Origin of the sequence: Vibrio cidicii (assembly GCF_009665415.1) — a bacterium.
Taxonomy (GTDB): domain Bacteria; phylum Pseudomonadota; class Gammaproteobacteria; order Enterobacterales; family Vibrionaceae; genus Vibrio; species Vibrio cidicii.
Genome location: NZ_CP035921.1, coordinates 506,316 through 531,156, shown reverse-complemented (window position 1 = coordinate 531,156; position 24,841 = coordinate 506,316). Strand labels below are relative to the sequence as shown.

25 protein-coding genes, 1 riboswitch and 1 other annotated feature are annotated in these 24,841 nt (G+C 47.9%); of the genes, 19 read left to right on the top strand and 6 right to left on the bottom strand.

The features are described 5' to 3' along the window. The first annotated feature begins 51 nt into the window (after positions 1-51). The gene (serS, locus tag EWA64_RS03435) at positions 52-1,359 is read left to right on the top strand and encodes a serine--tRNA ligase (protein ID WP_061895518.1); all 1,308 of its coding nucleotides are present in this window, start codon (positions 52-54) and stop codon (positions 1,357-1,359) included. 56 nt (positions 1,360-1,415) lie between these two features. On the opposite strand, the gene bioA is transcribed toward serS, so the two are convergent. Then, positions 1,416-2,693, bottom strand: a complete 1,278-nt coding sequence (bioA, locus tag EWA64_RS03430) for an adenosylmethionine--8-amino-7-oxononanoate transaminase (protein ID WP_061895519.1) — start codon at positions 2,691-2,693, stop codon at positions 1,416-1,418. A gap of 142 nt (positions 2,694-2,835) precedes the next feature. Here bioA and bioB point away from each other — a divergent pair, with 142 nt between their 5' ends. From bioB to bioD, 4 genes are read left to right on the top strand one after another with little or no spacing between them, the layout of a single operon-like run. Further along, the gene (gene bioB / locus EWA64_RS03425) at positions 2,836-3,888 is read left to right on the top strand and encodes a biotin synthase BioB (RefSeq protein ID WP_061895520.1); all 1,053 of its coding nucleotides are present in this window, start codon (positions 2,836-2,838) and stop codon (positions 3,886-3,888) included. Then, positions 3,872-5,029, top strand: coding sequence for an 8-amino-7-oxononanoate synthase (gene bioF / locus EWA64_RS03420; RefSeq protein ID WP_061895521.1), 1,158 nt, complete (start codon positions 3,872-3,874; stop codon positions 5,027-5,029). The genes bioB and bioF overlap by 17 nt, the downstream gene beginning before the upstream one ends. Then, the gene (bioC, locus tag EWA64_RS03415; RefSeq protein ID WP_061895522.1) at positions 5,026-5,826 is read left to right on the top strand and encodes a malonyl-ACP O-methyltransferase BioC; all 801 of its coding nucleotides are present in this window, start codon (positions 5,026-5,028) and stop codon (positions 5,824-5,826) included. The genes bioF and bioC overlap by 4 nt, the downstream gene beginning before the upstream one ends. Continuing rightward, positions 5,823-6,506, top strand: coding sequence for a dethiobiotin synthase (bioD, locus tag EWA64_RS03410; RefSeq protein WP_061895523.1), 684 nt, complete (start codon positions 5,823-5,825; stop codon positions 6,504-6,506). Before bioC ends, bioD begins: the two co-directional genes overlap by 4 nt. A 72-nt stretch (positions 6,507-6,578) precedes the next feature. Here bioD and EWA64_RS03405 read toward each other — a convergent pair whose 3' ends face one another. Next, positions 6,579-6,746, bottom strand: coding sequence for a hypothetical protein (locus EWA64_RS03405; RefSeq protein WP_167520851.1), 168 nt, complete (start codon positions 6,744-6,746; stop codon positions 6,579-6,581). Positions 6,747-7,066: 320 nt separating this feature from the next. Here EWA64_RS03405 and htpX point away from each other — a divergent pair, with 320 nt between their 5' ends. The 9 genes from htpX to EWA64_RS03360 all read left to right on the top strand — a co-directional run bounded on the left by htpX (position 7,067) and on the right by EWA64_RS03360 (position 14,247). After that, on the top strand, positions 7,067-7,936 hold the full coding sequence (gene htpX / locus EWA64_RS03400) for a protease HtpX (protein ID WP_039429709.1): 870 nt from the start codon (positions 7,067-7,069) through the stop codon (positions 7,934-7,936). Positions 7,937-8,130: 194 nt separating this feature from the next. Beyond that, entirely contained in the window at positions 8,131-8,550 is a 420-nt protein-coding gene (locus tag EWA64_RS03395) for a nuclear transport factor 2 family protein (protein ID WP_061895524.1), read from the top strand. Next, on the top strand, positions 8,547-9,290 hold the full coding sequence (locus EWA64_RS03390; protein WP_061895525.1) for an SDR family oxidoreductase: 744 nt from the start codon (positions 8,547-8,549) through the stop codon (positions 9,288-9,290). The genes EWA64_RS03395 and EWA64_RS03390 overlap by 4 nt, the downstream gene beginning before the upstream one ends. Continuing rightward, positions 9,287-10,570 carry an NAD(P)/FAD-dependent oxidoreductase gene (locus EWA64_RS03385; RefSeq protein ID WP_061895526.1) on the top strand — a complete coding sequence of 428 codons (1,284 nt, stop codon included), beginning with the start codon at positions 9,287-9,289 and terminating at the stop codon, positions 10,568-10,570. Before EWA64_RS03390 ends, EWA64_RS03385 begins: the two co-directional genes overlap by 4 nt. Before the next feature lies 1 nt (position 10,571). Further along, positions 10,572-11,390 (top strand): DUF1365 domain-containing protein, encoded by an 819-nt coding sequence (locus EWA64_RS03380; protein ID WP_061895527.1) that lies wholly within the window; start codon positions 10,572-10,574, stop codon positions 11,388-11,390. Continuing rightward, on the top strand, positions 11,384-12,643 hold the full coding sequence (locus EWA64_RS03375) for an SAM-dependent methyltransferase (protein ID WP_061895528.1): 1,260 nt from the start codon (positions 11,384-11,386) through the stop codon (positions 12,641-12,643). The genes EWA64_RS03380 and EWA64_RS03375 overlap by 7 nt, the downstream gene beginning before the upstream one ends. Beyond that, entirely contained in the window at positions 12,640-13,146 is a 507-nt protein-coding gene (locus EWA64_RS03370; RefSeq protein ID WP_061895529.1) for a DUF2878 domain-containing protein, read from the top strand. Before EWA64_RS03375 ends, EWA64_RS03370 begins: the two co-directional genes overlap by 4 nt. Further along, a complete protein-coding gene (locus tag EWA64_RS03365) occupies positions 13,115-13,699 on the top strand; it encodes a chalcone isomerase family protein (RefSeq protein WP_061895530.1) in 585 nt (194 codons plus the stop codon). Before EWA64_RS03370 ends, EWA64_RS03365 begins: the two co-directional genes overlap by 32 nt. Next, the gene (locus EWA64_RS03360) at positions 13,696-14,247 is read left to right on the top strand and encodes a DUF3833 domain-containing protein (protein WP_082796716.1); all 552 of its coding nucleotides are present in this window, start codon (positions 13,696-13,698) and stop codon (positions 14,245-14,247) included. Before EWA64_RS03365 ends, EWA64_RS03360 begins: the two co-directional genes overlap by 4 nt. Before the next feature lie 64 nt (positions 14,248-14,311). Here EWA64_RS03360 and purB read toward each other — a convergent pair whose 3' ends face one another. From purB to mnmA, 3 genes are all read right to left on the bottom strand, one after another. After that, on the bottom strand, positions 14,312-15,682 hold the full coding sequence (gene purB / locus EWA64_RS03355) for an adenylosuccinate lyase (protein WP_061895531.1): 1,371 nt from the start codon (positions 15,680-15,682) through the stop codon (positions 14,312-14,314). 143 nt (positions 15,683-15,825) lie between these two features. Continuing rightward, entirely contained in the window at positions 15,826-16,443 is a 618-nt protein-coding gene (gene hflD / locus EWA64_RS03350) for a high frequency lysogenization protein HflD (protein ID WP_061895532.1), read from the bottom strand. 10 nt (positions 16,444-16,453) lie between these two features. Then, positions 16,454-17,578 carry a tRNA 2-thiouridine(34) synthase MnmA gene (gene mnmA / locus EWA64_RS03345; protein ID WP_039432436.1) on the bottom strand — a complete coding sequence of 375 codons (1,125 nt, stop codon included), beginning with the start codon at positions 17,576-17,578 and terminating at the stop codon, positions 16,454-16,456. Positions 17,579-17,769: 191 nt separating this feature from the next. On the opposite strand from mnmA, the gene EWA64_RS03340 reads away from it, so the two are divergent. Continuing rightward, positions 17,770-18,039, top strand: a complete 270-nt coding sequence (locus tag EWA64_RS03340; RefSeq protein ID WP_061895533.1) for a hypothetical protein — start codon at positions 17,770-17,772, stop codon at positions 18,037-18,039. 117 nt (positions 18,040-18,156) lie between these two features. After that, entirely contained in the window at positions 18,157-19,461 is a 1,305-nt protein-coding gene (locus tag EWA64_RS03335) for an inosine/guanosine kinase (RefSeq protein WP_061895534.1), read from the top strand. A 50-nt stretch (positions 19,462-19,511) separates the two neighbouring features. Here EWA64_RS03335 and EWA64_RS03330 read toward each other — a convergent pair whose 3' ends face one another. Then, a complete protein-coding gene (locus tag EWA64_RS03330) occupies positions 19,512-19,925 on the bottom strand; it encodes an H-NS histone family protein (RefSeq protein ID WP_061895535.1) in 414 nt (137 codons plus the stop codon). A gap of 456 nt (positions 19,926-20,381) precedes the next feature. Beyond that, positions 20,382-20,563: riboswitch (Lysine riboswitch) on the top strand. A gap of 110 nt (positions 20,564-20,673) precedes the next feature. Between EWA64_RS03330 and EWA64_RS03325 the strand changes: the two genes are divergently transcribed. The 3 genes from EWA64_RS03325 to hisD all read left to right on the top strand — a co-directional run bounded on the left by EWA64_RS03325 (position 20,674) and on the right by hisD (position 24,830). Next, the gene (locus EWA64_RS03325) at positions 20,674-22,275 is read left to right on the top strand and encodes a Na+/H+ antiporter NhaC family protein (RefSeq protein ID WP_061895536.1); all 1,602 of its coding nucleotides are present in this window, start codon (positions 20,674-20,676) and stop codon (positions 22,273-22,275) included. Between the two features lie 179 nt (positions 22,276-22,454). Then, positions 22,455-22,591, top strand: a sequence feature (His leader region). Between the two features lie 44 nt (positions 22,592-22,635). Continuing rightward, positions 22,636-23,532, top strand: coding sequence for an ATP phosphoribosyltransferase (gene hisG, locus EWA64_RS03320; protein WP_061895537.1), 897 nt, complete (start codon positions 22,636-22,638; stop codon positions 23,530-23,532). A 5-nt stretch (positions 23,533-23,537) separates the two neighbouring features. Further along, complete coding sequence (gene hisD, locus EWA64_RS03315) at positions 23,538-24,830, top strand: histidinol dehydrogenase (RefSeq protein WP_061895538.1); 1,293 nt, start codon at positions 23,538-23,540, stop codon at positions 24,828-24,830. The last annotated feature ends 11 nt before the right edge of the window (positions 24,831-24,841 follow it).

The window sequence follows — 24,841 nt, the reverse complement described above, 5'->3', positions numbered from 1 at the left end:
GCTCGACAGGATTGGGTGCGTACCTTCACAACAAAAAGCATAGGATTAACAATGCTGGATTCTAAATTACTTCGTACAGAGCTGCATGAAACAGCTGCTAAACTGGCACGTCGTGGCTTTAAGCTAGACGTAGAGACAATCGGTAAACTTGAAGAACAACGTAAGTCCATTCAAGTAGAAGTTGAAAATTTACAATCCACGCGTAACTCCATCTCCAAGCAAATCGGTCAACTGATGTCGGCTGGTGACAAAGAAGGTGCAGAAAAGATCAAGCAACAAATCGGATCATTAGGCTCTGATTTAGATGCGAAAAAACTCGAACTTGACGCACTGATGGCGCAGTTAGATGACATCATCCTTTCTGTTCCAAACATTCCTGCGGATGAAGTGCCAAATGGTAAAGACGAGAACGATAATCTTGAGATTTCGCGTTGGGGTGAGCCAAAGTCTTACGACTTCGAATTAAAAGATCACGTTGACCTAGGCGAAATGGGTGACGGTCTAGATTTCGCCAGCGCGGTTAAGATCACTGGTGCACGTTTCATCGTGATGAAAGGTCAATTTGCTCGTCTACACCGTGCCATCGCTCAGTTTATGCTGGATCTGCACACAGAAGAGCACGGCTATACAGAAATGTATGTGCCTTACCTTGTGAACGCAGACAGCCTATTCGGTACAGGTCAACTGCCTAAATTTGGTAAGGATCTGTTCCATACTGAGCCGTTGACAGAAAAGGCCAGTGATGAAGAGCCGCGCAAACTTTCTCTTATTCCAACGGCTGAAGTTCCTGTGACTAACTTAGTGCGTGATACCATCACGGATGAAGCGGATCTGCCAATCAAGATGACGGCACATACGCCGTGTTTCCGCTCTGAAGCGGGTTCTTATGGCCGTGATACGCGCGGTTTGATCCGTATGCACCAATTCGACAAAGTGGAACTGGTTCAAATCACCAAACCTGAAGACTCAATGAACGCGTTGGAAGAGCTGACTGGTCATGCAGAAAAAGTACTGCAACTGCTCGAGCTACCTTACCGTAAAGTGCTACTTTGTACTGGCGACATGGGTTTCGGTTCTCACAAGACTTACGACTTAGAAGTGTGGGTGCCGGCGCAAAATACTTACCGTGAAATCTCTTCATGCTCAAACATGTGGGATTTCCAAGCTCGTCGCATGCAAGCACGCTTCCGTCGTAAAGCAGAGAAGAAACCAGAGCTGGTGCATACTCTAAACGGTTCTGGTTTGGCTGTTGGCCGTACCATGGTTGCCATTCTTGAAAACAACCAAGAAGCAGACGGCCGTATTGCCATTCCGACCGTACTTCAGAAGTACATGGGCGGCGCAACGCACATCGGTTAATCTCATCAAATCAATATCAAACCCAGCCTCTGCGCTGGGTTTTTGTTATCTCGTAGCTAAACAAAACACTCTGCACGCTGAAGCGCGGTTTCAATTGCGTTGACCAGTTGTTCAATATGCTCTCGCTCACTGATAAAGGGCGGCATGATATAGATCAGTTTGCCAAATGGGCGAATCCACACGCCGAGCTCGACAAACAGAGCTTGGATCACTTCCATATTGACTGGACGATGAGTTTCAACCACGCCAATCGCGCCTAGCCAGCGCGTCTCTTTGACGATTGGGTAGGCTTGCAGTGATGGCAGTAATTGAGAAAACAGCCGTTCAATCTCTCTCGTTTGCTTGCGCCAATCTCCTTGTTCGATTAACTCTAAACTCGCCGTTGCAACCGCACAGGCGAGGGGGTTGCCCATGAATGTTGGTCCATGCATAAAGCAGCCAGCTTCCCCGCTGCACACGGTGTCGGCGACCTGTTTGCTGGTCAAGGTAGCGGACAGCGTCATATAACCGCCCGTTAACGCTTTTCCTACGCACAAAATATCCGGTTGAACATCAGCGTGTTCACAAGCAAAGAGCTTGCCTGTGCGGCCAAAACCCGTGGCGATTTCATCGGCAATCAGCAGCAGGCCATATTGGTCACAAAGCGTTCGGACACCTTTTAAAAACTCAGGATGATAGATGCGCATGCCGCCAGCGCCTTGGACGATAGGCTCTAAGATCACCGCCGCCAGCTGAGTATGATGCTGGTCGATTTGCTCGGCGAAATGGGCTAAATCGTCTGGGTTCCACTCATCCCAAAAACCGACTGTGGGCGAGTTGGCGAAAATATGCTCCGGTAAGAAGCCTTTGTATAAAGAGTGCATGGAGTTGTCAGGGTCGGTGACTGACATAGCGGCGAACGTATCACCGTGATAGCCGTGGCGTAACGTGAGGAATTTAGGTCGAGACTCGCCTTTGGCGTGCCAATATTGCAACGCCATTTTCAAACTGACTTCTACAGCCACCGATCCCGAATCGGTTAAGAATACGTGCTCTAGGTTGCTCGGTGCGAGTGATAGAAGTTTCTTGCACAGATTAATGGCGGGTTGGTGTGTGATGCCACCAAACATGACATGGGAAACTCGATCAATCTGAGCGTGCGCCGCAGCGTTAAGGTGCGGATGGTTATAGCCATGAATGGCTGACCACCATGAGGACATACCGTCAACCAGCGTTCGACCGTCTTCCAACTGTAGTGTCACACCTTGCGCGGCACTGACCGGATAGCAGGTCAGAGGTGTTAAGGTTGAAGTGTAAGGATGCCAGATGTGGCGGCGGTCGAAGGCTAAATCCATGTGTTGTTCCAATAATTTGAATGATTAAAAAATAACCCATTGTAAACTCTGTTGTGTTTGATTTCGTTGACAGTTTATCGGGACTCAGTAGACTGTCAACAAAACGAAAACGACTTAACAAAAAGTTACGCAAGGAATACACGTGGAAGTACGTCACAACTGGACTCATGCGCAAGTGCGTGAGCTAATGGATAAGCCTTTTATGGATTTGCTTTTTTCAGCGCAGCAAGTTCACCGTCATTACCATCCCGCCAACCAAGTGCAAGTCAGCACTTTGCTGTCGATTAAGACTGGCGCTTGCCCTGAAGATTGCAAGTATTGTCCGCAGAGTGCCCGTTATCAAACTGACGTTGAGAAAGAGCGCTTAATGGAAGTCGAGCGGGTGCTGGACGCCGCGCAGAAAGCGAAAAACGCAGGTTCTACGCGTTTTTGTATGGGTGCGGCGTGGAAAAATCCGAAAGAGCGTGATATGCCGCTGCTCAAAGAGATGATCCAAGGCGTTAAAGGGATGGGGCTAGAAACCTGTATGACGCTGGGCATGCTCACGCCTGAGCAAGCGAATCAGCTTGCCGAAGCGGGCCTCGATTATTACAACCATAACCTTGATACCTCGCCAGAGTTTTACGGCAACATCATCACCACTCGCACCTATCAAGATCGCCTAGATACACTTTCTCACGTGCGTGACGCGGGAATGAAAATCTGTTCTGGCGGGATCATTGGCATGGGTGAGAGTGCCAATGACCGCGCTGGACTTCTGGTGGAATTAGCCAACTTGCCGGTGCATCCGGAAAGTGTGCCGATCAATATGCTGGTCAAAGTCAAAGGGACGCCTCTGGAAAGCGCAGAAGATGTCGATCCTTTTGACTTTATTCGCTTAATTGCCATCGCCCGCATCATGATGCCGCAATCTGCGGTACGCCTCTCTGCTGGCCGCGAAAATATGAATGAGCAGATGCAAACCTTATGCTTTATGGCGGGTGCCAACTCTATTTTCTACGGCTGCAAACTTCTGACTACTCCCAATCCATCCGAAGACAAAGACATGTTGCTGTTTAACAAGCTGGGGATTAACCGCCAGCAAGTGTCGCAAAAACCGGATGAAATTGAAGAAAACGACTTGCTTGATCGCGTAGTAGAACGAGTGGCTGCTCGTCCGGCGAAAGACGACCTGTTTTATGACGCCAGCGTTTAAGTCCAGAATTGAAGGCGCGCTTTCGCAAAGAGCGCAGCAAGGTTTGAGCCGGAGCACTCAGGTGATTTTCTCTGGTAACCAAACCGAGCTCGAATGTGATGGCAAACGTTATATCAACTTCTCTGCCAATGATTATTTGGGTTTAGCAAACGACCAGTCTCTAGTGCGCGCATGGCAACAAGGACTGAGTTTATACGGCTGTGGCAGTGGTGCGTCGCCGATGGTGACGGGGTTTTCCCCTGCGCACAGCAACCTCGAAGCGGCCTTATGTGACTGGCTAAGCTTTGAACGGGCCATCTTGTTTGGCTCGGGCTTTGCGGCCAATCAAGCTATGCTGTTCAGTTTGTTAGAAAAAGGCGATTTTCTTTACCAAGATAAACTCAATCATGCCTCTTTGCAGGAAGCTGGCCACCTTTCGCCCGCGACGATGAAACGGTGGAAGCATAACGACACTCGTCATCTCGATACTTTACTGGATGCAAAAGGGCGCAGCCTCGTGGTTACTGAGGGCGTGTTCAGTATGGATGGTGATCTCGCTCCGTTGGCAAACATCACTCAGGTCGCCAAGCAAAAAAACGCTTGGCTGGCGATCGATGATGCCCACGGCGTTGGTGTGCTTGGTGAGGAAGGGCGGGGCAGCTGCGATCTGGCGGCGATCAAACCAGAGATTTTGGTGGTCACTTTTGGCAAAGCGTTTGGCTTGTCTGGTGCGGCGATCTTATGTGACCAATCCACTGGCGACTATCTGGCCCAATTTGCCCGTCATCATGTCTATTCGACGGCGATTCCACCCGCTCAAGCGTATGCTTTAACCCACGCGATAGAGATGATACGTACGCAACGTTGGCGAAGAGAAAAGTTAGATGAACTGCAACAAACGTATGCTCTATTGTTGAAAAATGAGGTGGGTTATGTTGATACCTCGACACCAATAAAACCTTGGATTATAGGTGATGCACAACGCGCGATGGCGGTCTCTGAGCACTGTCGCCAGAAAGGCTTATGGCTGACGGCGATTCGTCCGCCAACCGTTTTGCAAGGAACTTCGCGTTTGAGAATTACCCTCACTGCGAACCACAGTGTCGAGCACCTTAAAGTGCTGGGTCGCAGTTTGTTGCAGGCGATGGGAAAGAGCAAGTGAAGCAAGCATTATTAACCGACACAGCCAGTAGCGATAAACAGGCGATTGCCTTGGCGTTTGGTAAAGCAGCGAAAACTTACGATCAACACGCGGCGTTTCAGCGTGATGTTGGCCATCGGCTACTAGAGAAAATGCCTGAAGATCTCACAGGGCGGCGTGTTTTAGATCTTGGCTGCGGTACTGGCTATTTCTCAGAATTGCTGCGAGATAGGGGTGCTTCGGTGGTGTGCGCTGATCTCTCGTCACAGATGTTAGCAACGGCTCGTAAACGCTGTGGCGATTGGCGCGTCACCTATCAGGTTGCCGATGCCGAAGCTTTGCCTTTTCCTTCCGCTGAGTTCGATTACGTTTTTAGCAGCCTGGCTTTGCAGTGGTGTCAGGATTTGGCCTATCCGCTGAGAGAAATCAAACGCGTGCTCAAGCCAAAAGGCATGGCGTTTTTCTCCACATTGCTGGATGGTTCACTGCTGGAGCTGAAAACCGCGTGGCGAAAAATTGATGCATATCAACACGTCAACCATTTCATCTCCGCCAATCAGGTAAAAATTGCGTTAGCGCAATCTCATTGCCATAACCATCATCTAGACTTGACCGACATCACAGTTTGGTACCCATCAGCGTTTGCCGTGATGCGAGATCTCAAAGGTATTGGGGCGAATCACGTAAGTGGTCGTTCACATGGTTTAACCAGTCGTAAAGTATTGACGCAGGTTGAGCGCGAGTATCAAACATTTCAAAACCATCTGGGGCATGTACCGGCCAGTTATAAGGTTTGTTTAGGGGTTATAGAGATATGAGTAGGGCATTTTTTGTTGCAGGTACGGATACCGATGTTGGCAAAACCGTGGCTTCAAAAGCCATTCTTCATGCGTTGGCAGCGAGAGAGATAAAAACAATCGGTTACAAGCCCGTGGCTGCGGGCAGTGAAAAAACGGCCGAAGGTTGGCGAAATTCCGATGCACTGCACTTGCAAGCCGCTGCAACAGTTGACGTTGCTTACGAGGATGTGAACCCGTATGCGCTCGAACTGCCGGCGTCTCCTCACATTGCGGCGAAGCATGAACAGGTCGCAATAGACTACACCGTTCTAAGTAACAAATTGGCGCAGCACAAGCAAAATGCCGATGTGGTGTTAGTCGAAGGCGCTGGCGGCTGGCGTGTGCCCATCTCAGATGAAGAAAGTTTGTCTACTTGGGTACAACAAGAGCAACTCCCTGTTATTTTGGTGGTCGGTATCAAGTTAGGTTGCTTAAGTCACGCGCTGTTAACGGCAGAAGTGATCAAATCCGATGGCTTGAACCTGATTGGCTGGGTGGCCAATCGAGTGAACCCGGGGACTGAGCACTATGCTGACATCATTGAAATGTTAGAAATGCGTTTAGCGGTGCCTAAGCTCGGAGAAATTCCTTATATTCCTAAGGCCAAGCGCAAAGATCTGGCTAAGTACATTGATGTCACAGCATTGCTTGGGGCATAACCTAGCAAGATAATTGACCAAATAAAATGAAGAAGGGCTGCCGATTGGCAGCCCTTCTTGCGTATTCAAAATTTACTTGTCTTGAACAAGCCCCATAAGAGCTTGCTGAGTATCAGAGATTTGCTTGGCGACCTGTTGCTCTGTCGAAATGCCGAGTTGCTGCTTCGCCTCTTCTTCAGAGATTCCTAGATGGCAGCACAATAGATCAATCGCCATTTGATAGTTGTTTGACTCTACCATAATCATTCCCTTAGTTTGATGGATGACGTCAATCTCAATTCCCTACCTAGCCGTACTTCGAGAATTCATCGACGTTGTTTTGTCTGCTAGAGAATCTATCATGAACAACAAGAAGCACAATAAGACCAAAGTCTAACGATTTTGTTTAAATATCTATGCGTTATTTTGCCTATTTTATACATCATTGCGCCCCATCTATTAGTAAACAAATGTTGCAATTTATCGCTTAACCTTGTTTTAAAAAAATTAGACTATATCTATCAGTCAAAGAAGTCAGATCACACTGACGTTAAAGTAAAAAGCTTCCCTGGAGAAAAGTCATGAAGCGAGTCATGTTGTTCTTAATCACCAACCTAGCTGTCGTATTGGTACTGAGCTTAGTGTTGAATATTGTTTACGCCGTTACCGGAATGAAACCGGGCAGCCTATCCGGGTTACTGGTTATGGCGGCGGTGTTTGGTTTTGGTGGTGCGTTCATCTCACTGATGATGTCAAAGAGCATGGCATTGCGCTCTGTTGGCGGCATGGTGATTGAAAGCCCACGTAACGAAACCGAGCATTGGCTGCTGCAAACGGTCAGCCGTCAGGCGCAGCAAGCGGGCATTGGTATGCCAACGGTGGCTATCTACGATTCACCAGACATCAACGCGTTTGCCACTGGGGCGAAACGTGACGATTCACTGGTGGCCGTTTCAACCGGTCTGTTGCACAACATGACCCGTGATGAAGCTGAAGCGGTCTTGGCCCATGAAGTGAGCCATATTGCGAATGGCGATATGGTGACCATGACGTTAATGCAAGGCGTGGTGAACACCTTTGTTATCTTCCTATCGCGTTTTATTGCCAACATGGTGGCTTCAAACGACGATGAAGAGGGCGAAGGCAGCAATATGATGGTCTACTTTGGTGTCTCTATCGCTCTGGAGTTGGTCTTTGGTTTCCTCGCTAGCTTTATCACCATGTGGTACAGCCGCCATCGTGAGTTCCACGCTGATGCAGGCGCGGCTCGCTTAGTGGGTAAAGAGAAAATGATTGCGGCGCTGGAGCGCTTGAAGATCAGCCAAGAGTCGAAACTGGATGGCACCATGATGGCGTTTGGTATCAATGGTAAACAGTCGCTGACTGAACTGCTGATGAGCCACCCGCCGCTGGATAAACGAATCTCTGCTCTACGTGGTGGACAGTTCTAAGTTCAGCGCATCTCCTCCTGTCAAGGCTTGGTTGAAAAACCAAGCCTTTTTCATATGCAGTGATCGCTTCCTCTCTTTTTTGCGTATCAAACTGCACAAGATACTTATACAAAATAATTCTTGTACAACTTTGATGAGCTGTTCTATCTTGTACGTAGATAAAAGTTGTACAACTAATCTGGGAGGCGGTGTTAATGGATGTATCACGGGTGGCGCAATGTTATCAAACCTTGAGTAAGGATAACCTGTTTTTACTTGAGCAGATCTACCACCAAGACGTGGTGTTTGAAGATGCCGCGCATCGTCTCGAAGGCTTTTCTAATCTATCTGATTACTTTCAGGCTTTGTATCGCAATGTGATTCGCTGTGATTTCTCTATTCATGAGCGCTGCCAAGTGGAAGACAAAGGTTTTATTACTTGGACCATGACACTGCAACACCCCAAGCTCAAACAAGGCTGTGCGATTGAAGTGCAGGGCGTTTCCTATCTACGTTTTTCTGAGGGTAAGGTGATTTATCACCGCGACTACTTTGATCTTGGCGAAATGCTTTATGAACATCTGCCGCTGCTCGGTAGTGTGATTAAGGCGATTAAAAAGAGGCTAGGGCAATGAGTACAGCGGTTTTAATCACTGGAGCGACCTCAGGCATTGGCAAAAAACTTGCCCAAGATTACGCGGCGAGTGGCGTTGATGTGGTTGCATGTGGGCGTAACCAGTCCGCATTGAATGAGTTAGCGGCACACAGCCCCCGTATTTCCTGCTTGCAATTTGATGTCACTGACTATGAGCAGACGAAAAAGGCTTTGTCGGCTCTGCCTGTTACTCCAAGCATGTGGATTTTCAACGCTGGCGACTGCGAATACCTCGACCATGGCGTGGTGGATGCCAAACTGGTGGCACGAGTGATGAATGTGAACGTGATGGGCGTGGTGAACTGCATTGAGGGTTGCCAGCATCACTTTCAAGCAGGGCATCGACTAGTGATTGTCGGCTCCATTGCCTCAGAGCTCGCGTTGCCAAGAGCGGAAGCTTATGGCGCGTCGAAAGCGGCAGTGAGCTACTTTGCCAGAAGTTTAGCTCTTGATTTGCAACCTAAAGGTATCACCGTCTCGGTGGTTTTTCCGGGTTTTGTACAAACGCCTTTGACCGATAAAAACACCTTTGCTATGCCGATGATGATATCGGTCGATGAAGCTTCACAAGCCATTCGAGCGCAACTGAGCGCGGGCAAAGAGTCCCTCTATTTCCCCGCGGGCTTTACCACCATCCTACGTTTAATCGCTTGCTTGCCTTATCGCTGGCAAAGGTGGCTAACGTCTAAACTGCTATTTAATAAGAAGGATCAAGCATGAAGATTGCGATTATAGGCACTGGAATTTCAGGTCTTACCTGCGGTTATTACCTGCACAAAGAGCACGATATCACTTTGTTCGAAGCCAACGATTATATCGGTGGTCACACCGCCACGGTGGAGATAGAAAAAGATGGCCAGAACTACGCGATTGATACTGGTTTTATCGTTTATAACGACCGCACTTATCCCAACTTCATGAAAATGATGGACGAAATTGGTGTGCAAGGCTTGCCGACGCAGATGAGTTTCAGTGTGCGCAACGACAGCAATGGTCTAGAGTACAACGGACACACCGCCACCACGCTGTTTGCACAAAAACGCAACTGGTTTAAGCCACAGTTTTATCGCTTTATCGGCGAGATCTTACGCTTCAACCGTCTGGCCAAGCAGGCGGCTAAGGATCCCGCAGCGCAAGTGCAGACACTCGGCGAGTTTTTGCTGTTACATCGCTTCAGTGACTACTTTAGTGATAACTATATTCTGCCAATGGGCGCGGCAATCTGGTCTTCGACTTTGGCTGACATGCGCGCATTTCCGCTGACTTTCTTCTTGCGTTTTTTCCTCAATCACGGCTTGTTGGACATCACCAACCGCCCACAGTGGTACGTGATTAAGGGGGGCTCCAAGGCGTATATTCCTCCGCTAACACAAGGTTTTTCCGATAAGATTCGTTTAAATAGCCCGGTCAGTAAAGTGGTACGTCAAGCGGACAAGGTGGTACTGCATATCAATGGGCAAACTGAGTGGTTCGATCAAGTGATTTTCGCCTGTCACAGCGATCAAGCATTGCACATGTTGCACGATGCCAGCACAGCGGAAACCGAGATTTTGTCGCATATGGCCTACCAAGCCAATGAGGTGGTTCTACATACTGACACCTCGTTATTACCCAAACGCAAAGCCGCTTGGGCCTCATGGAACTATTTTTTAGATGGTCATGCCGAAGAAGCGCAGCGCCTGCCTTCACTGACTTACAACATGAACATCTTGCAGCATATCCAATCAGAGCACACGTTTTGCGTCACGCTAAATCGCAGCGAAGTGATTCAACCAGACAAAATCCTGCGCCGTTTTGTCTACCACCATCCGGTCTTTACCACTCAGTCGATTGCCGCTCAGGCACGTCGTGAAGAGATCCAAGGGCAACATCAAGCTTGGTTTTGCGGCGCCTATTGGTACAACGGTTTTCATGAAGATGGCGTGCGCAGTGCGCTCGACGTGGTGAAAGCAATCTCTGCTGCAGCGCAATCTGAGGCGCAACACAAAGGAGCGGCATGATATGGCAAGCCCAGCCCAAAGTCAGTTGTACGTCGGCACTGTGCGTCATAGGCGCTTTACGCCGGTACAACACGCGTTGAATTACCCACTGTTTATGCCGGCGATTGATCTCGATGAGCTGGAAACATTGCAGCAGTCCGTTTGGGGTTTCGGCCAGCGCTGGTGGCATTGGGCGAGATGGAAACGCAGTGACTACCTAGGCAGCGGCGATCTGAAAACGGCGGTGCAAGAGAAAGTGCGCCAACTGACTGGGGTGGATTGCCAAGGGAAAGTGATCGCAGTCTGTCATTTACGTTATCTCGGGCTCTACTTCAGTCCGGTCAATTTTTATTACTTGCATGACGCGAACGGGAACTGGCGCTATATGTTGGCGGAAGTGAGTAACACACCGTGGAATGAGCGCCACTACTATGCGGTGTCTGCCAATCAAGACGATGAAACATATGGTTGGACGCAACAAAAAGCGTTCCATGTGTCGCCGTTTAACCCGCTCGATCAACAATATCAATGGCGACTGAAACCGCTTGGTGACCACTTGAGTGTTCATCTTGAGTGCCACAAAGGCGAAAAACACTTCGATGCGACTATGGCGATGAAAGCGTTGCCATTTAACAGCAAAAACTTGGTGAAGCAGTTGATCAAAATGCCGAGCCAAACAGTAAAAGTGGTGTTCGGTATTTATTGGCATGCGTTAAAGCTGTGGCTAAAAGGGGCTCCCTTTTATTCCCATCCTAAATACCAGTCTGATTCGCACCCAGACAAGCAAACGTCAGCAACAGAGACAAAAAATAAAAAGCACAAGGAGAATTCTGCATGCTAAATACGTCATCCATGGTTATGCCTCGTCAGCTCTCTACCACGCAAAAGGCGGCGCGCAGAATCATTTTCCAATGTCTGCAGAAGATGGAAACGGGCACTCTGACCGTTATTGAAAGCTTTCATACTGAGAGTCGCGAACGCAGTGAGCGCTTTGGTACCACGGGCAACGATCTCTCTGGGACAAATGTCGTTGCGACGATCGAAGTCAAACATCCCGGCTTTTACTCGCGTGTGTTACGCGGTGGCAGTATCGCTGCTGGAGAAGCCTACATGGACGGCTGGTGGGACAGCCCGGATCTGACGGCTCTGATGAAGTTGATGGCCCTCAACTTAGCGGCCCTAGACGGTTTGGAAGAGCAAAGCAGCTGGCTGAGCAAGCTGGTGTATAAAATGGCCCACTGGGCAAATCGCAATACCCAGCAAAACTCGAAAAAGAACATTCATGCGCACTACGATCTTGGTAACGATCTCTATCGTGCTTTTCTTGATGAAAATATGCTCTACTCGTCGGCGATTTTTCAGCAGGAGACCGACAGCTTAGAGCAAGCGCAAATCCAAAAGATGGATCGTTTGTGCCAACAGTTGAAACTCAAGCCCAGTGACCACGTGATCGAAATCGGCACAGGCTGGGGAGCGATGGCGGTCTACATAGCTAAACACTACGGATGTAAGGTGACCACCACCACCATCTCTGAGGAGCAATATGAATACACTCAGCAGTTGGTCGACAAGCTTGGCTTGTCTGAGCAGATCACCCTGCTCAAGCAAGATTATCGCGATCTGCGCGGTCAATTTGACAAGCTGGTTTCGATTGAAATGATTGAAGCGGTGGGTAAGCAGTACTTGCCATCTTACATCAAGACCTGCCAATCACTGCTGAAACCCGGTGGTCTGATGGCGATTCAGGCCATTACCATCGCCGATCAGCGTTATGAGTACTATAGCGATAACGTCGATTTTATTCAGAAATACATTTTCCCCGGTGGCTTTTTGCCTTCCGTGACCTCGTTGACTCAGGCAACCACACAACACAGCGACTTGCTGCTGAGGGATCTTTACGATATCGGTCTCGACTATGCCAAAACTTTGGCTCATTGGCACCGCCGCTTCAACCAAGCCGAAACTGAAGTGCGTGCTTTGGGTTATGACGAACGCTTCATTCGCATGTGGCGCTACTACCTGAGCTACTGTGAAGGGGGCTTTTTAGCACGTACCATCAGCACAGTGCACATGACTTTTCAGCGGCCAGCATGATGCGATTGTTGCTTGTCTCGACTTGGTTCCAACTTGGCTGGTTTCTGTGCGTGCTGGGCAAAGAGACTTGGCAGTGGGCAGCGTTCACTTATGTGATTGCCACCTTGCTGTGGAGTTGGAAAGCCCAGCCTCGGCAGCTGAAAAGTATCGCTATTGTTGCCATCAGTGGCACAGTGTTGGACAGCATAAACCAGCAAGTTGAGCTGCTCAATTTTGTCTCCGACGCGTTACCGCTGTGGATGGTCTGCTTGTGGTGGCTGTTTGCTTGGTATGCCAGTCAGCTCATTTTTGTTATCAGGCGCTTTCGCCGCGCGCAAGTCTGCGCGATTGGCGGCATCGCAGGCGCGTTGAGTTACATCGCGGGTGAGCAGTTGGGCGCGGTGCAGTTTGGTTACGGCTTTTGGCTGACCACCCTCATTTTGTTGATGCAGTGGATATTGATAACGTTTTGCATACTCAAGGTATACGACAATGAAAATTTCGTTCGTGAAAGCGCATGTTAAGCAAACTCTGGTTGCAACGATGTTTGTTGTGGCGAGTGCTGCGTTTCCGGTGAAAGCGCAACTGAGCGGTGCGGATACCCAGAGTTGGCGGCAATGGCGCACCGTTGGCGAGGCGCAGCTAAGCTGGCTGTTTTTTGATATCTACCAGTCTCGCCTTTTGACCTCAACCGGGCGTTTTGAACAGGGGACGGATGTCAGTCCTCATCCATTAGCACTGGAGATCAATTATCTGCGTGATATCAGCCAAAAAGATCTGCTCAAAGCAACGCAGGAGCAGTGGCAGAAACTTGGCTTTGCGAAAGCGGCGCAACAACGTTGGATAGCGGTACTCAGTGAACTTTTTCCGGATGTTCAAGCGGGTGACAGCCTTACCTACTTAACCGATGGCCAAACTGGACAACTGATGTTTAAACGCTTGGCGCAAAGTGAGTACGAAGTGATTGGCTATGTGGCTGATGAAGAGCTCAATGACGCTTTTTTATCCATTTGGCTATCGCCGCAGAGTAATTATCCACAGCTTCGCCAACAACTGATAGGGCAGGTAAGCCGATGAAATGGACATTGAAATTCCCAGTGAATGGGATCAAATGCTGGCTGATCACCTGCTTGTGTTTTTTGTTGAGTGCGTGTTCAACGGATCTCACCCAGTACAAAGCAACCTCGCCGACTTTTGACCTTTTTGGCTATTTTGCAGGAAAGACACACGCATGGGGTATGGTGCAAGACTACAGTGGCCTACAGACGCGGCGATTTGAGGTCGCTATTGTCGGCCAAGTCAGTGGTAACCAACTTACACTGGTGGAAGACTTCGTGTTTGATGATGGCGAAGTCGATCAGCGCATCTGGACAATTACCCGCCTAGATAATGGCCAGTATCAAGGAGAGGCTGACGATATTATTGGCGTGGCTCACGGCGCCGAGCAGGGCAATGCGCTGCAATGGCAGTACGACTTTGAACTGAAAATGGATGACAGCACGGTGACGGTTACGTTTGACGATTGGCTGTATCGTCAAGATGACAAGCATGTGTTCAACCTGACCAAAATCAAGAAGTTTGGTATCGAGGTAGGCACGATTACTCTCTTTTTCCAAAAGCAATAATAAAGTTTGGTGAACAAAAAAAAGGTTGATGTAAAAACATCAACCTTTTTTAACGCTGAGCGACTTATAGTTTATCAGTCAGCTCAATCGCTTGACCGATGTAGTTCGCTGGCGTCATCTCTTTCAAACGCGCTTTTTCGTGCTCTGGAAGCGCAAGGCCGTCGATGAATTGACGCATCGCTTCACCGTCTACGCGCTTACCGCGAGTGAGCTCTTTCAGCTTCTCGTATGGTTTTTCAATGCCGTAACGGCGCATCACCGTTTGTACTGGCTCAGCCAGCACTTCCCAGTTTTTGTCCAGTTCAGCCAAAAGTGCCTCACGGTTGACTTCCAGCTTGCTAATGCCTTTAAGCGTCGATGTGTAGGCGATGATGGCATAACCAACACCAACGCCTAGGTTACGTAGAACCGTTGAGTCAGTTAGGTCACGTTGCCAACGAGAGATAGGCAGCTTTTGCGCTAGGTGACCGAACACCGCATTGGCAAGACCAAGGTTACCTTCCGAGTTTTCAAAGTCGATTGGGTTCACTTTGTGCGGCATGGTTGAAGAGCCGATTTCGCCAGCAATGGTTTTTTGTTTGAAGTGGCCAAGGGCAATGTAACCCCAAACATCACGATCGAAGTCAATCAGAATGGTGTTGAAACGGGCCACGGCATCAAACAGCTCAGCGATGTAATCGTGTGGTTCGATCTGGGTTGTGTATGGGTTCCAAGTTACGCCAAGCGACTCAGTGATGAACTCTTCTGAGAATTTGTGCCAATCAAGCTCTGGATAAGCAGAAAGGTGAGCGTTGTAGTTACCGACCGCACCGTTGATTTTCGCTAGGATCTCAACATTCTCGATCTGCTTGTATTGACGCTCCATACGGTACGCCACGTTTGCCATCTCTTTACCCATGGTGGATGGAGAAGCTGGCTGGCCGTGAGTACGAGAAAGTAAAGGGATGTCGCGATATTCCACTGCCAACGCTTTGATGGCGTCAATCAGGTTACGGATTTCTGGCAGAATCACGCTTTCACGTGCTTCTTTAAGCATCAGAGCGTGAGAGGTGTTGTTAATGTCTTCTGAGGTACAAGCGAAGTGGATAAATTCGTTTACTGCGTGCAGTTCAGGCTCGCCTGCCACTTTTTCTTTTAAGAAATATTCAACCGCTTTAACGTCGTGGTTGGTGGTACGCTCGATCTCTTTAATGCGAAGCGCATCTTGCTCGGAAAAGTTTGCCGCGATGTCATCAAGGAATTGGTTAGCTTGGGCACTGAACGCTGGGACTTCTTTGATTGCATCGGTTGCTGCAAGCTTTTGTAACCAACGGATTTCAACGATAGTACGGTACTTAAGTAAACCGTATTCGCTGAAGATTTCGCGCAATGCAATCGTCTTACTTCCGTAACGGCCGTCTACTGGTGAAACAGCTGTCAATGCTGACAGTTCCATGATGTTCTCCTGAATTGGGTTTCTAAATTTTGTGAGCGTTATACCAATAACTGTGGCAATTGTCACGAATATTGCGCAAACGTTTGCGCGGAGTTTATTTTAGCCCGAAAAAGTTAGCTCGCGTTTTATCGCGAGCTAAACAGTTACATTCTGGCCAAGAGAATTTGGGCTTGTTCGATCATCTTCTTACGACCGAAAATTAAGTGGCGACGTTTACCGCCAACCTGACGCCACAATACGGCGCAGCGAATACCAGAGAGCAGTAGTGCCCGAACCTTATGCTGATTGGCAGTTTGACGCAGCACAGAAGGTGTGCCATTTACCTGAATACGTGGGCCAATCGGACTCACTACGTCAAGATAAACGCTCGCCAAATTGCTGATCATCTGCTCTTCAAGGAGATCATAGTGCTCTGTTTGACGCTGCAACATCTGAATTCTGTCGCCGAGCTGAGCCATCGCATCGTTACGACGTACCAGCTTTCTTTCCAAAGCCATCAGACTGATCAGATAGCGAGTAATCTCGTTGCCAGAAGGGGTACTGTCGATGCCTTTGACCAGACATTCCAACCCCAATTTGAGGCTTTGCTCATGGCCGAATACATCCAGTGTGTTGGCTGGATTGGTATTCACGATGGCTTTTATCGACGTTTCAAAGGCATCTTGATCACAATGTCCGTTTTTCGCCACTTCTTGAACCAGTGCTACAGCTTGGCACATGCCAGCAAATGCGATAGTGCGGTCATAAAGTGTATTCGCCACGTAACGTCTCCTAAGCTTGAGTGTATGGAATGCGTTTTTCGATGATACCGCCACCAAGGCAAACGTCGCCTTGATAGAAAACCGCCGATTGCCCTGGAGTGACGGCAATTTGCGCCTCATCAAAGATCACTTTAATGTTGTCGTCATCAATAGGAATAATTGTACAAGCAATATCTTGCTGGCGATAACGAGTTTTTACGCTGCATTTCATCACTTCGCGAATTGGCTCACGATCCACCCAGTGCAGTTGAGAGGCGACTAAGCCTTCAGATTTCAGTAGCGGATGCTCTTGCCCCTGTACGGCGATGAGCACATTGCGTTTGAGATCTTTTTCGGCCACAAACCAAGGCTCTTCATTACCGCCACCGCCTTTGCGGCCACCAATGTGCAGGCCTTTACGTTGACCTAAGGTGTGATACATCAGACCTTGGTGCTGACCAACAATTTCACCCTCTGGGGTTTCAATGTTGCCCGGTTGAGCAGGCAAATAGCGGCTAAGAAAATCGGTGAATTTGCGTTCGCCGATAAAGCAGATACCGGTCGAGTCTTTTTTCTTCGCGGTGATCAAACCTTGTTCTTCAGCGATGCGGCGTACTTCGGGTTTTTCCAGCTCACCGACAGGGAAAAGGCTACGCGCCACTTGGTCGTGGCTCAAAGTATACAGAAAGTAGCTTTGGTCTTTATTGCCATCCAAACCACGCAGCATTTGCGGCTTTTCACCGTTAGCGGGGAAGGTACGACGAACGTAGTGACCCATCGCAATGTAGTCTGCCTCAAGAACTTCATCGGCAAACTCAAGGAAGGCTTTGAACTTAATTTCTTTGTTACAAAGAATGTCTGGGTTTGGCGTTCGACCTGCTTTGTACTCGGCAAGGAAATATTCGAACACATTGTCCCAATATTCTGCGGCAAAATTAATCGTATGCAGGTGAATGCCAAGTTTATCGCAAACAGCTTGAGCGTCCGCTAAATCTTCGGCTGCGGTACAATACTCAGAGTTATCATCTTCTTCCCAGTTCTTCATAAACAGGCCTTCGACTTGATAGCCTTGTTGCTTGAGGAGATAGGCAGAAACCGATGAATCTACACCGCCGGACATGCCAACGATGACCTTCTTTTGGCTGTTATCAGACATTACTTAACACCACTTCAATTAACTGGACGCAGATTCTAACAGAAAGCATACAGCGGCAACAGATCCGCGACGGCAATCACAAATCGTTTTGCCGAATTTTTCCGCAAAATAGTTGTGCCATCGATAATAGAGTGCGTAGAGAAAAGCGAACTGTGGCATAGTGGGCCAAATTTCAAATCGGAACAAAGTTTATGAGTAACGAAAACCAGTTTATAGAAGAAGCAGAATTGATTGAAGTCATCGAAAATCAACTTGAAGATGGCAATCCAATTAAAGTGAAAGAAACTTTGATGCGTTTAATGATGACTTGTCATTCGCGTGAGGAAGCCATTGCGATGATGGCATGTGCTGTTTCAATAGAGATTTTTGATGTGATGCGAAATGAAGGAAAATTCAATCTCAAACGTTACGCCGAGCACCTTGATCAGCTACCTGACCTCGGCTTTATGGAAGGAGAATAATCGCACGCAAAAGAAAAAGAGCGGGGCAAACGTTTGCTATAATTGCCTTTATTGCCGCTGGTTAGGCAGCAGGTTAGAATCCGCTCTCTTTTTTAACCCCTTACTCAGACGAACACTATGAAATTTCCCGGACAACGCAAATCAAAGCATTATTTTCCTGTACATGCCCGCGATCCGCTGGTGAGCCAAGCGCAGGAAAGCAAACGAATGACGCGTACACATGTTATCGGTATTGACCAAACTTTGGTGGATATTGAAGCGAAAGTGACGTCAGAGGTGATTGAGAAATACGGTCTGAGTAAAGGTCACTCATTAGTTATTGATGACCAAACAGCAGAAGCACTTTATCAGCAATTAAAACAAGAGAATTTGATTACCAACGAATATGCGGGTGGGACGATAGGAAATACATTGCACAACTACTCTGTATTGGCCGATGATCGCTCAACGCTACTCGGTGTCATGAGCCAAGATATTAAAATTGGCAGCTACGGTTATCGTTATTTATGTAATACATCCAGCCGTATGGATCTCAATTACTTGCAAGGTGTTGATGGAGCAATAGGCCGCTGTTTTGCGCTAATTACCGAAGATGGTGAACGAACATTCGCGATCAGCGAAGGCCAAATGAACCAATTGAAGCCGCAAAGTATCCCTGAAAAGATTTTTAAAAAAGCCTCTGCTTTGGTTTTGACGGCTTATTTGATTCGTTGTAAAGAAGGCGATCCCATGCCGCAAGCCACAATGAAAGCGATCGAGTACGCGAAAAAATATAATGTGCCTGTTGTACTAACCCTTGGTACTAAGTTTGTTATTCAGGACGATCCGCAGTTTTGGCAAGCATTTATTCATGATCATGTTACGGTCGTTGCGATGAATGAAGATGAAGCTGAGGCATTAACCGGTGAAAGCGATCCGCTTGCTGCTTCAGATAAAACTCTCGATTGGGCTGACTTGGTATTGTGTACTGCTGGACCACTTGGATTATTTATGGCGGGTTACACCGAAGAGAGCGCTAAGCGTGAAACATCATTGCCTCTTTTGCCAGGCTGCATTGCAGAATTTAATCGCTATGAATTTAGTCGCCCGACTCGAAAAGCCTCATGTGAAAATCCCATTAAAGTTTATTCACATATTTCACCATATATGGGTGGCCCTGAGAAAATTAAAAATACCAATGGTGCGGGCGATGCGGCGCTTTCTGCGGTGTTGCACGATATGTCGGCGAATAAATATCATAAAGAGAATGTGCCCAACTCAAGCAAGCATGTGCACGAATTTCTCACTTATTCATCTTTTTCTCAAGTGTGTAAGTATGCAAATCGCGCCAGTTACGAAGTTCTTGCTCAGCACTCACCGCGTTTGTCCCGTGGCTTACCAGAACGGGAAGATAGCTTAGAAGAGGCGTATTGGGAACGTTAAATAGAAAATAAAAAGGCTCCGTAAGGAGCCTTTTTTATATAATGCAAAGACTAGATTTCGAAGTCTTCTAGAGATTTACCTGCATCTAGCTGCGCTTGAATTGCTGATGGAGTACGACCTTGGCCTGTCCAAGTCTTTTCTTCGCCGTTTACATCAACATATTTGTATTTGGCAGGACGTGGAGCACGTTTACTTTTACCTTTGCTCTTGCTTTTGGTTTCGCCAGAAAGCGCGCTGATTAGCGCATCAACGTCAATGCCGTCTTTTGCAATCTGCTCTGCAATTGCAGCCAGTCTTGCTTCTTGTTCAGCTTTTGCCGCACGCTCTTCCGCTTCTGCTTCTTGACGCTCAGCAACGACGGTTGACAGTTTGTCCAATGCTTCTTCTAGTTGCTCTAGAGTGAGTTCTCTTGCGTAAGCACGTAGGCTGCGAATATTAAGTAGAGTCTTTGTTAGTTCCGACATAACCTTTCCTATGTTAAGTAAGTCGACATCGCAATAATAATATCGAGGTTCAGATAAAACGAATAAGATTAAATTCTTTACGATGCTAATATTAACGCTAAACACGATATAAGCAATATTTATAGCGTTTTTTTTATTGTTTAATCGTTACTAACTTTATATTCGATGCCTTATCTATAGACTCCTGCTAGCTGCGCAAGTTTTTGTGACAAATGTTATGCATTAAGTGTAATTCACATCTATCATTCATATCTGAGCGTGATAAAAATGACACCTCCGTTTATACATACTGACGCAACTGGATACATATCGTGCCCATTTTTCTTTGTTTTATTCGGTGATGTTTTTAGACAGATGTATTGCAAAGCCTATGAGGATGAGTACAATGACGCCTACCTGATGCGGTAACTTGGTGGGTTTGTTGTTTTTATAAACAATAAATGGTCAAAAATAAGTTATCGCCGTAGAGGCGCAACGACAAAGAGTAACTATTATTGGGGTGATGCCAATGAATAATAGTGAAAGGTGTAAGTTGCCGAAGTAAGTTGCATATCAAAGCGGCTTGCTGGTGTTGTATTCGAATAGGAACAACACTGCCATAGTCTTTTATCTATAAACTATGGAGCGCTACTGTAGGGTTGGGTGAAGTGTTCACTTCCCTGTCGCTTAGTTCAACAAAAACATCAGAAATATTTCTGACGGTTTGTTCTGCAGTAGATCTCTAACCAAAAACTGGTTTTTGAAGATCATGAATTTAATAGATTTTTCTACATCTCCGATTTCTCTACTACCGCCAATAGTGGCGCTTACTCTAGCGATATTGACCCGTAAGGTGCTGGTTTCTCTGGGTGTTGGTATCATTCTCGGAGCTATTTTGCTCAACAGTTACTCTGTAATCAACGCAGCCACTTATGTTGGTGAAAAAGTATCCGCTGTTTTCGTTGAAGATGGCGGCCTCAATACTTGGAATATGAGTATTGTGGGTTTTCTTTTGCTACTCGGTATGACTACCGCGTTACTTACTCTTTCCGGCGGTACTCGTGCGTTTGCCGAATGGGCACAATCGCGAGTAAAAAGTAAGCGCGGTTCTAAACTGCTTGCGGCATTTTTAGGCGTATTCATTTTTGTTGATGACTATTTTAACAGCCTAGCTGTAGGTGCAATTTCTCGCCCTGTTACCGATCGATTCTACGTTTCTCGCGCCAAGCTGGCTTACATTCTCGACTCTACTGCTGCGCCGATGTGTGTTGTGATGCCAGCGTCAAGCTGGGGTGCGTACATCATGACCATCATCGGCGGCATTTTGGTTTCACATGGCATCACTGAATATTCAGCGTTAGGGGCATACCTGCGTTTGGTTCCAATGAATTTTTACGCAATCTTTGCCCTGCTGATGGTATTTGCTGTGGCTTGGTTTGGCCTTGATATTGGCAAAATGCGCGAGCATGAAATTGCCGCTTCGCAAGGACGTGGATTCGACAATGACTCGGAAACCGATCTTAAAGAAGCCCATGAAATCGACGAAGAGCTGGATATCCGAGAAAGCGAAAAAGGAAAAGTATCCGATCTCGTTTTGCCAATCGTTGCTCTGATTATTGCCACTGTTGCTTCGATGCTTTACACCGGAGCACAAGCGCTGGCTGCCGATGGAAAAGTGTTTAATCTTCTGGGAGCATTTGAAAATACGAATGTTGGCACTTCGCTGATTTACGGTGGTTTAGTCGGTCTAGCCGTTGCGCTGTTCACCGTGCTAAAACAGGGCCTTGCATTGGTCGAAATTGCTCGCACCTTGTGGATTGGTGCGAAATCAATGTTTGGCGCGATTTTGATTCTTGTATTTGCCTGGACGATCGGTTCCGTGATTGGCGACATGAAGACAGGATCGTACTTGTCGACGATGGCACAAGGCAATATTGATTCCCATTGGTTACCTGTGATTCTGTTCCTACTATCCGGTTTGATGGCGTTTTCAACGGGCACCTCTTGGGGCACGTTTGGCATTATGTTGCCAATCGCAGGTGATATGGCTGGTGCGACCGACATCGCGTTGATGTTGCCAATGTTGAGTTCAGTCTTGGCTGGTTCGGTCTTTGGTGATCACTGCTCGCCGATTTCAGATACCACGATTTTGTCATCGACCGGGGCGCGTTGTAATCACATTGACCATGTGGCGACTCAGTTGCCTTATGCACTTGCTGTTGCACTTGTCTCTTGTATCGGCTTTGTGGCTCTTGGCATGACGGCGTCAGTAACGCTCTCTCTGGCCGCTGCGACTGCCGCTTTCATCGTCGTGTGCGCGGTATTTTCTTGGATGTCTAAATCCAAAAGAGTGACTTTGCAGAAAGCTTAACTCAATGATTTATAAAAAGTAAAATGGGAGGCGTCGACCTCCCATTTTATTTGTCATATACAATTTGGTCATTTTTGAAAATAAACTATTGCAAAAATTCCACAGCTTGGTTAGTGTGGTTAGCAACAAAGTCAACGACGTAAAGAGCAAATAAGTATGCGCAGTTTTGTAATGAACATTCATCACCATCATCACCCAGCCTAGTCTTTCGGGAGATGAGCGCATACCCGGGAGACAGGAATCTTCCGGAGGTGAAAATCGTCGAATTCAGATTTTAAACCCTCGGGAGACCAACATCTTCCGAGGGTTTTTTAATTTCAACGGTTTAACTATTTCAAATTGAAGCACAGGGATTATGTCATGCCAACACAACGTTTAAGAATCGCTATTCAGAAAAAAGGCCGTTTGAGCCAAGAATGCCAACTGCTGCTGAAAAAATGCGGTGTTAAGTTCAACATCATGGGTGAGCGCCTCGTGGTTCACTCTGAAAATATGCCTATCGATTTACTCTTAGTCCGTGATGACGACATCCCAGGTTTAATCATGGATGGCGTGGTGGATCTCGGTTTTATCGGTGAAAACGTCTTGGAAGAGGTGCGCTTGGAGCGCAAAGCGACCGGGACTGCGTGTCAGTTCGAAACACTAAGACGTTTAGATTTCGGCGGCTGTCGTCTATCGATTGCCTTAGATAAAGACGCGGTGTACAACGGGCCTAAAGATTTAGCTGGTAAACGCATAGCGACCACCTATCCGCAGCTACTAAAAGCTTACATGGATGAGCAGGGTGTGCCATTTTCGACCTGTATGCTGACTGGCTCGGTTGAAGTAGCTCCGCGTGCCGGCTTGGCGGACGCGATTGCCGATTTGGTCTCCACTGGAGCCACTTTAGAGGCGAACGGTTTGAAAGAGGTTGAGGTCATCTTCCAATCGAAAGCGACGCTGATCCAACGTGCAGGGCAGTTTGACGCAGACAAACAAAATCTGATTGAAAAACTGCTGACTCGTATGCAAGGAGTTCAGCAAGCAAAAGAGTCTAAATACATCATGTTACACGCACCTGTGGATAAGCTGGAACAGGTAAAAGCACTTCTTCCTGGTGCGGAAGATCCAACGGTACTGCCGCTGTCTGCGGAAAAGCAAAGAGTGGCGGTACATCTGGTGAGTACAGAAAACCTATTCTGGGAAACGATGGAACAGCTGAAAGAACTCGGTGCGAGTTCTATCCTAGTACTGCCAATTGAGAAGATGATGGAGTAAGCAGCATGAGAACGGTTGTATGGCAGTCACTCAGTGAAGCGCAGCAAGATTCACTGCTCGAAAGACCAGCAATGGCAGAAGGCGCGAACATCACCGCTGCAGTAACTGCGGTGATTGAGAAAGTGCGCCAAGAAGGTGATGCGGCCCTGTTGGAACTGACCGAAAAATTTGACCGAGTCAAACCTGCATCGATTCGTGTCAGTACCGCTGAGATTGATGCAGCAGCAGAGCGCCTTTCGGAAAAGATGAAGCAAGCGCTGCAGCAAGCGTATGACAATATTTCTAAGTTCCACAAAGCACAGAAACCCACACCGATTAAAGTAGAAACTCAGCCTGGTGTGGTGTGCGAGCAAGTGACTCGTCCTATTCAAAAAGTGGGCTTGTACATTCCTGGCGGCAGCGCACCACTGCCTTCCACCGTTTTGATGCTGGGTGTGCCGGCGCAAATAGCCGGTTGTCGCAAAGTGGTGCTCTGTTCTCCGCCGCCAATTGCTGACGAAATACTCTATGTCGCCAAACTGTGTAATATCGACGAGGTTTATAACCTCGGTGGTGGACAAGCGATCGCAGCGATGGCTTACGGAACGGAAACGGTTAGCAAAGTCGATAAAATATTTGGTCCCGGTAATGCTTACGTCACTGAAGCGAAACGTCAGGTCAGCAAAGATTTTCGCGGTGCTGCGATTGATATGCCAGCAGGCCCATCAGAAGTGTTGGTGATTGCAGACGATACCGCAGATGCGGAGTTTATTGCGGCCGACTTGCTTAGCCAAGCAGAGCATGGTCCTGATTCTCAGGTGGTGCTCGTGACTCCTTCGGTGGTGATTGCTGATAAAGTGACCGATGCGGTTCAGCGTCAGCTCAAACAGCTCAGCCGAGCCGAGATTGCGCAAAAAGCGTTGGCATCGAGCCTCATCATCATTGCTGATTCGCTCACTCAAGCGGTCTCTATCTCCAACTATTACGGGCCAGAGCACCTGATTGTGCAGACCAAAGCGCCACGTGAACTTTTGCCACTACTGGACAATGCGGGTTCCATCTTCCTTGGCGATTGGTCGCCAGAATCGGCTGGTGATTACGCATCTGGCACTAACCATGTGCTGCCAACCTATGGTTACACTCGAACCTACTCAAGCTTAGGGTTGGCCGATTTCTCCAAACGCATGACGGTTCAGGAGCTCTCTGCGGAGGGGCTGAAAAACTTAGCGCCGACCGTCATCACTATGGCCGAAGCCGAAGGGCTGGATGCGCACAAACGTGCCGTGACCATCCGTGTTGAAAAATTACAGTCGCGTTGATAAGGAAGAAA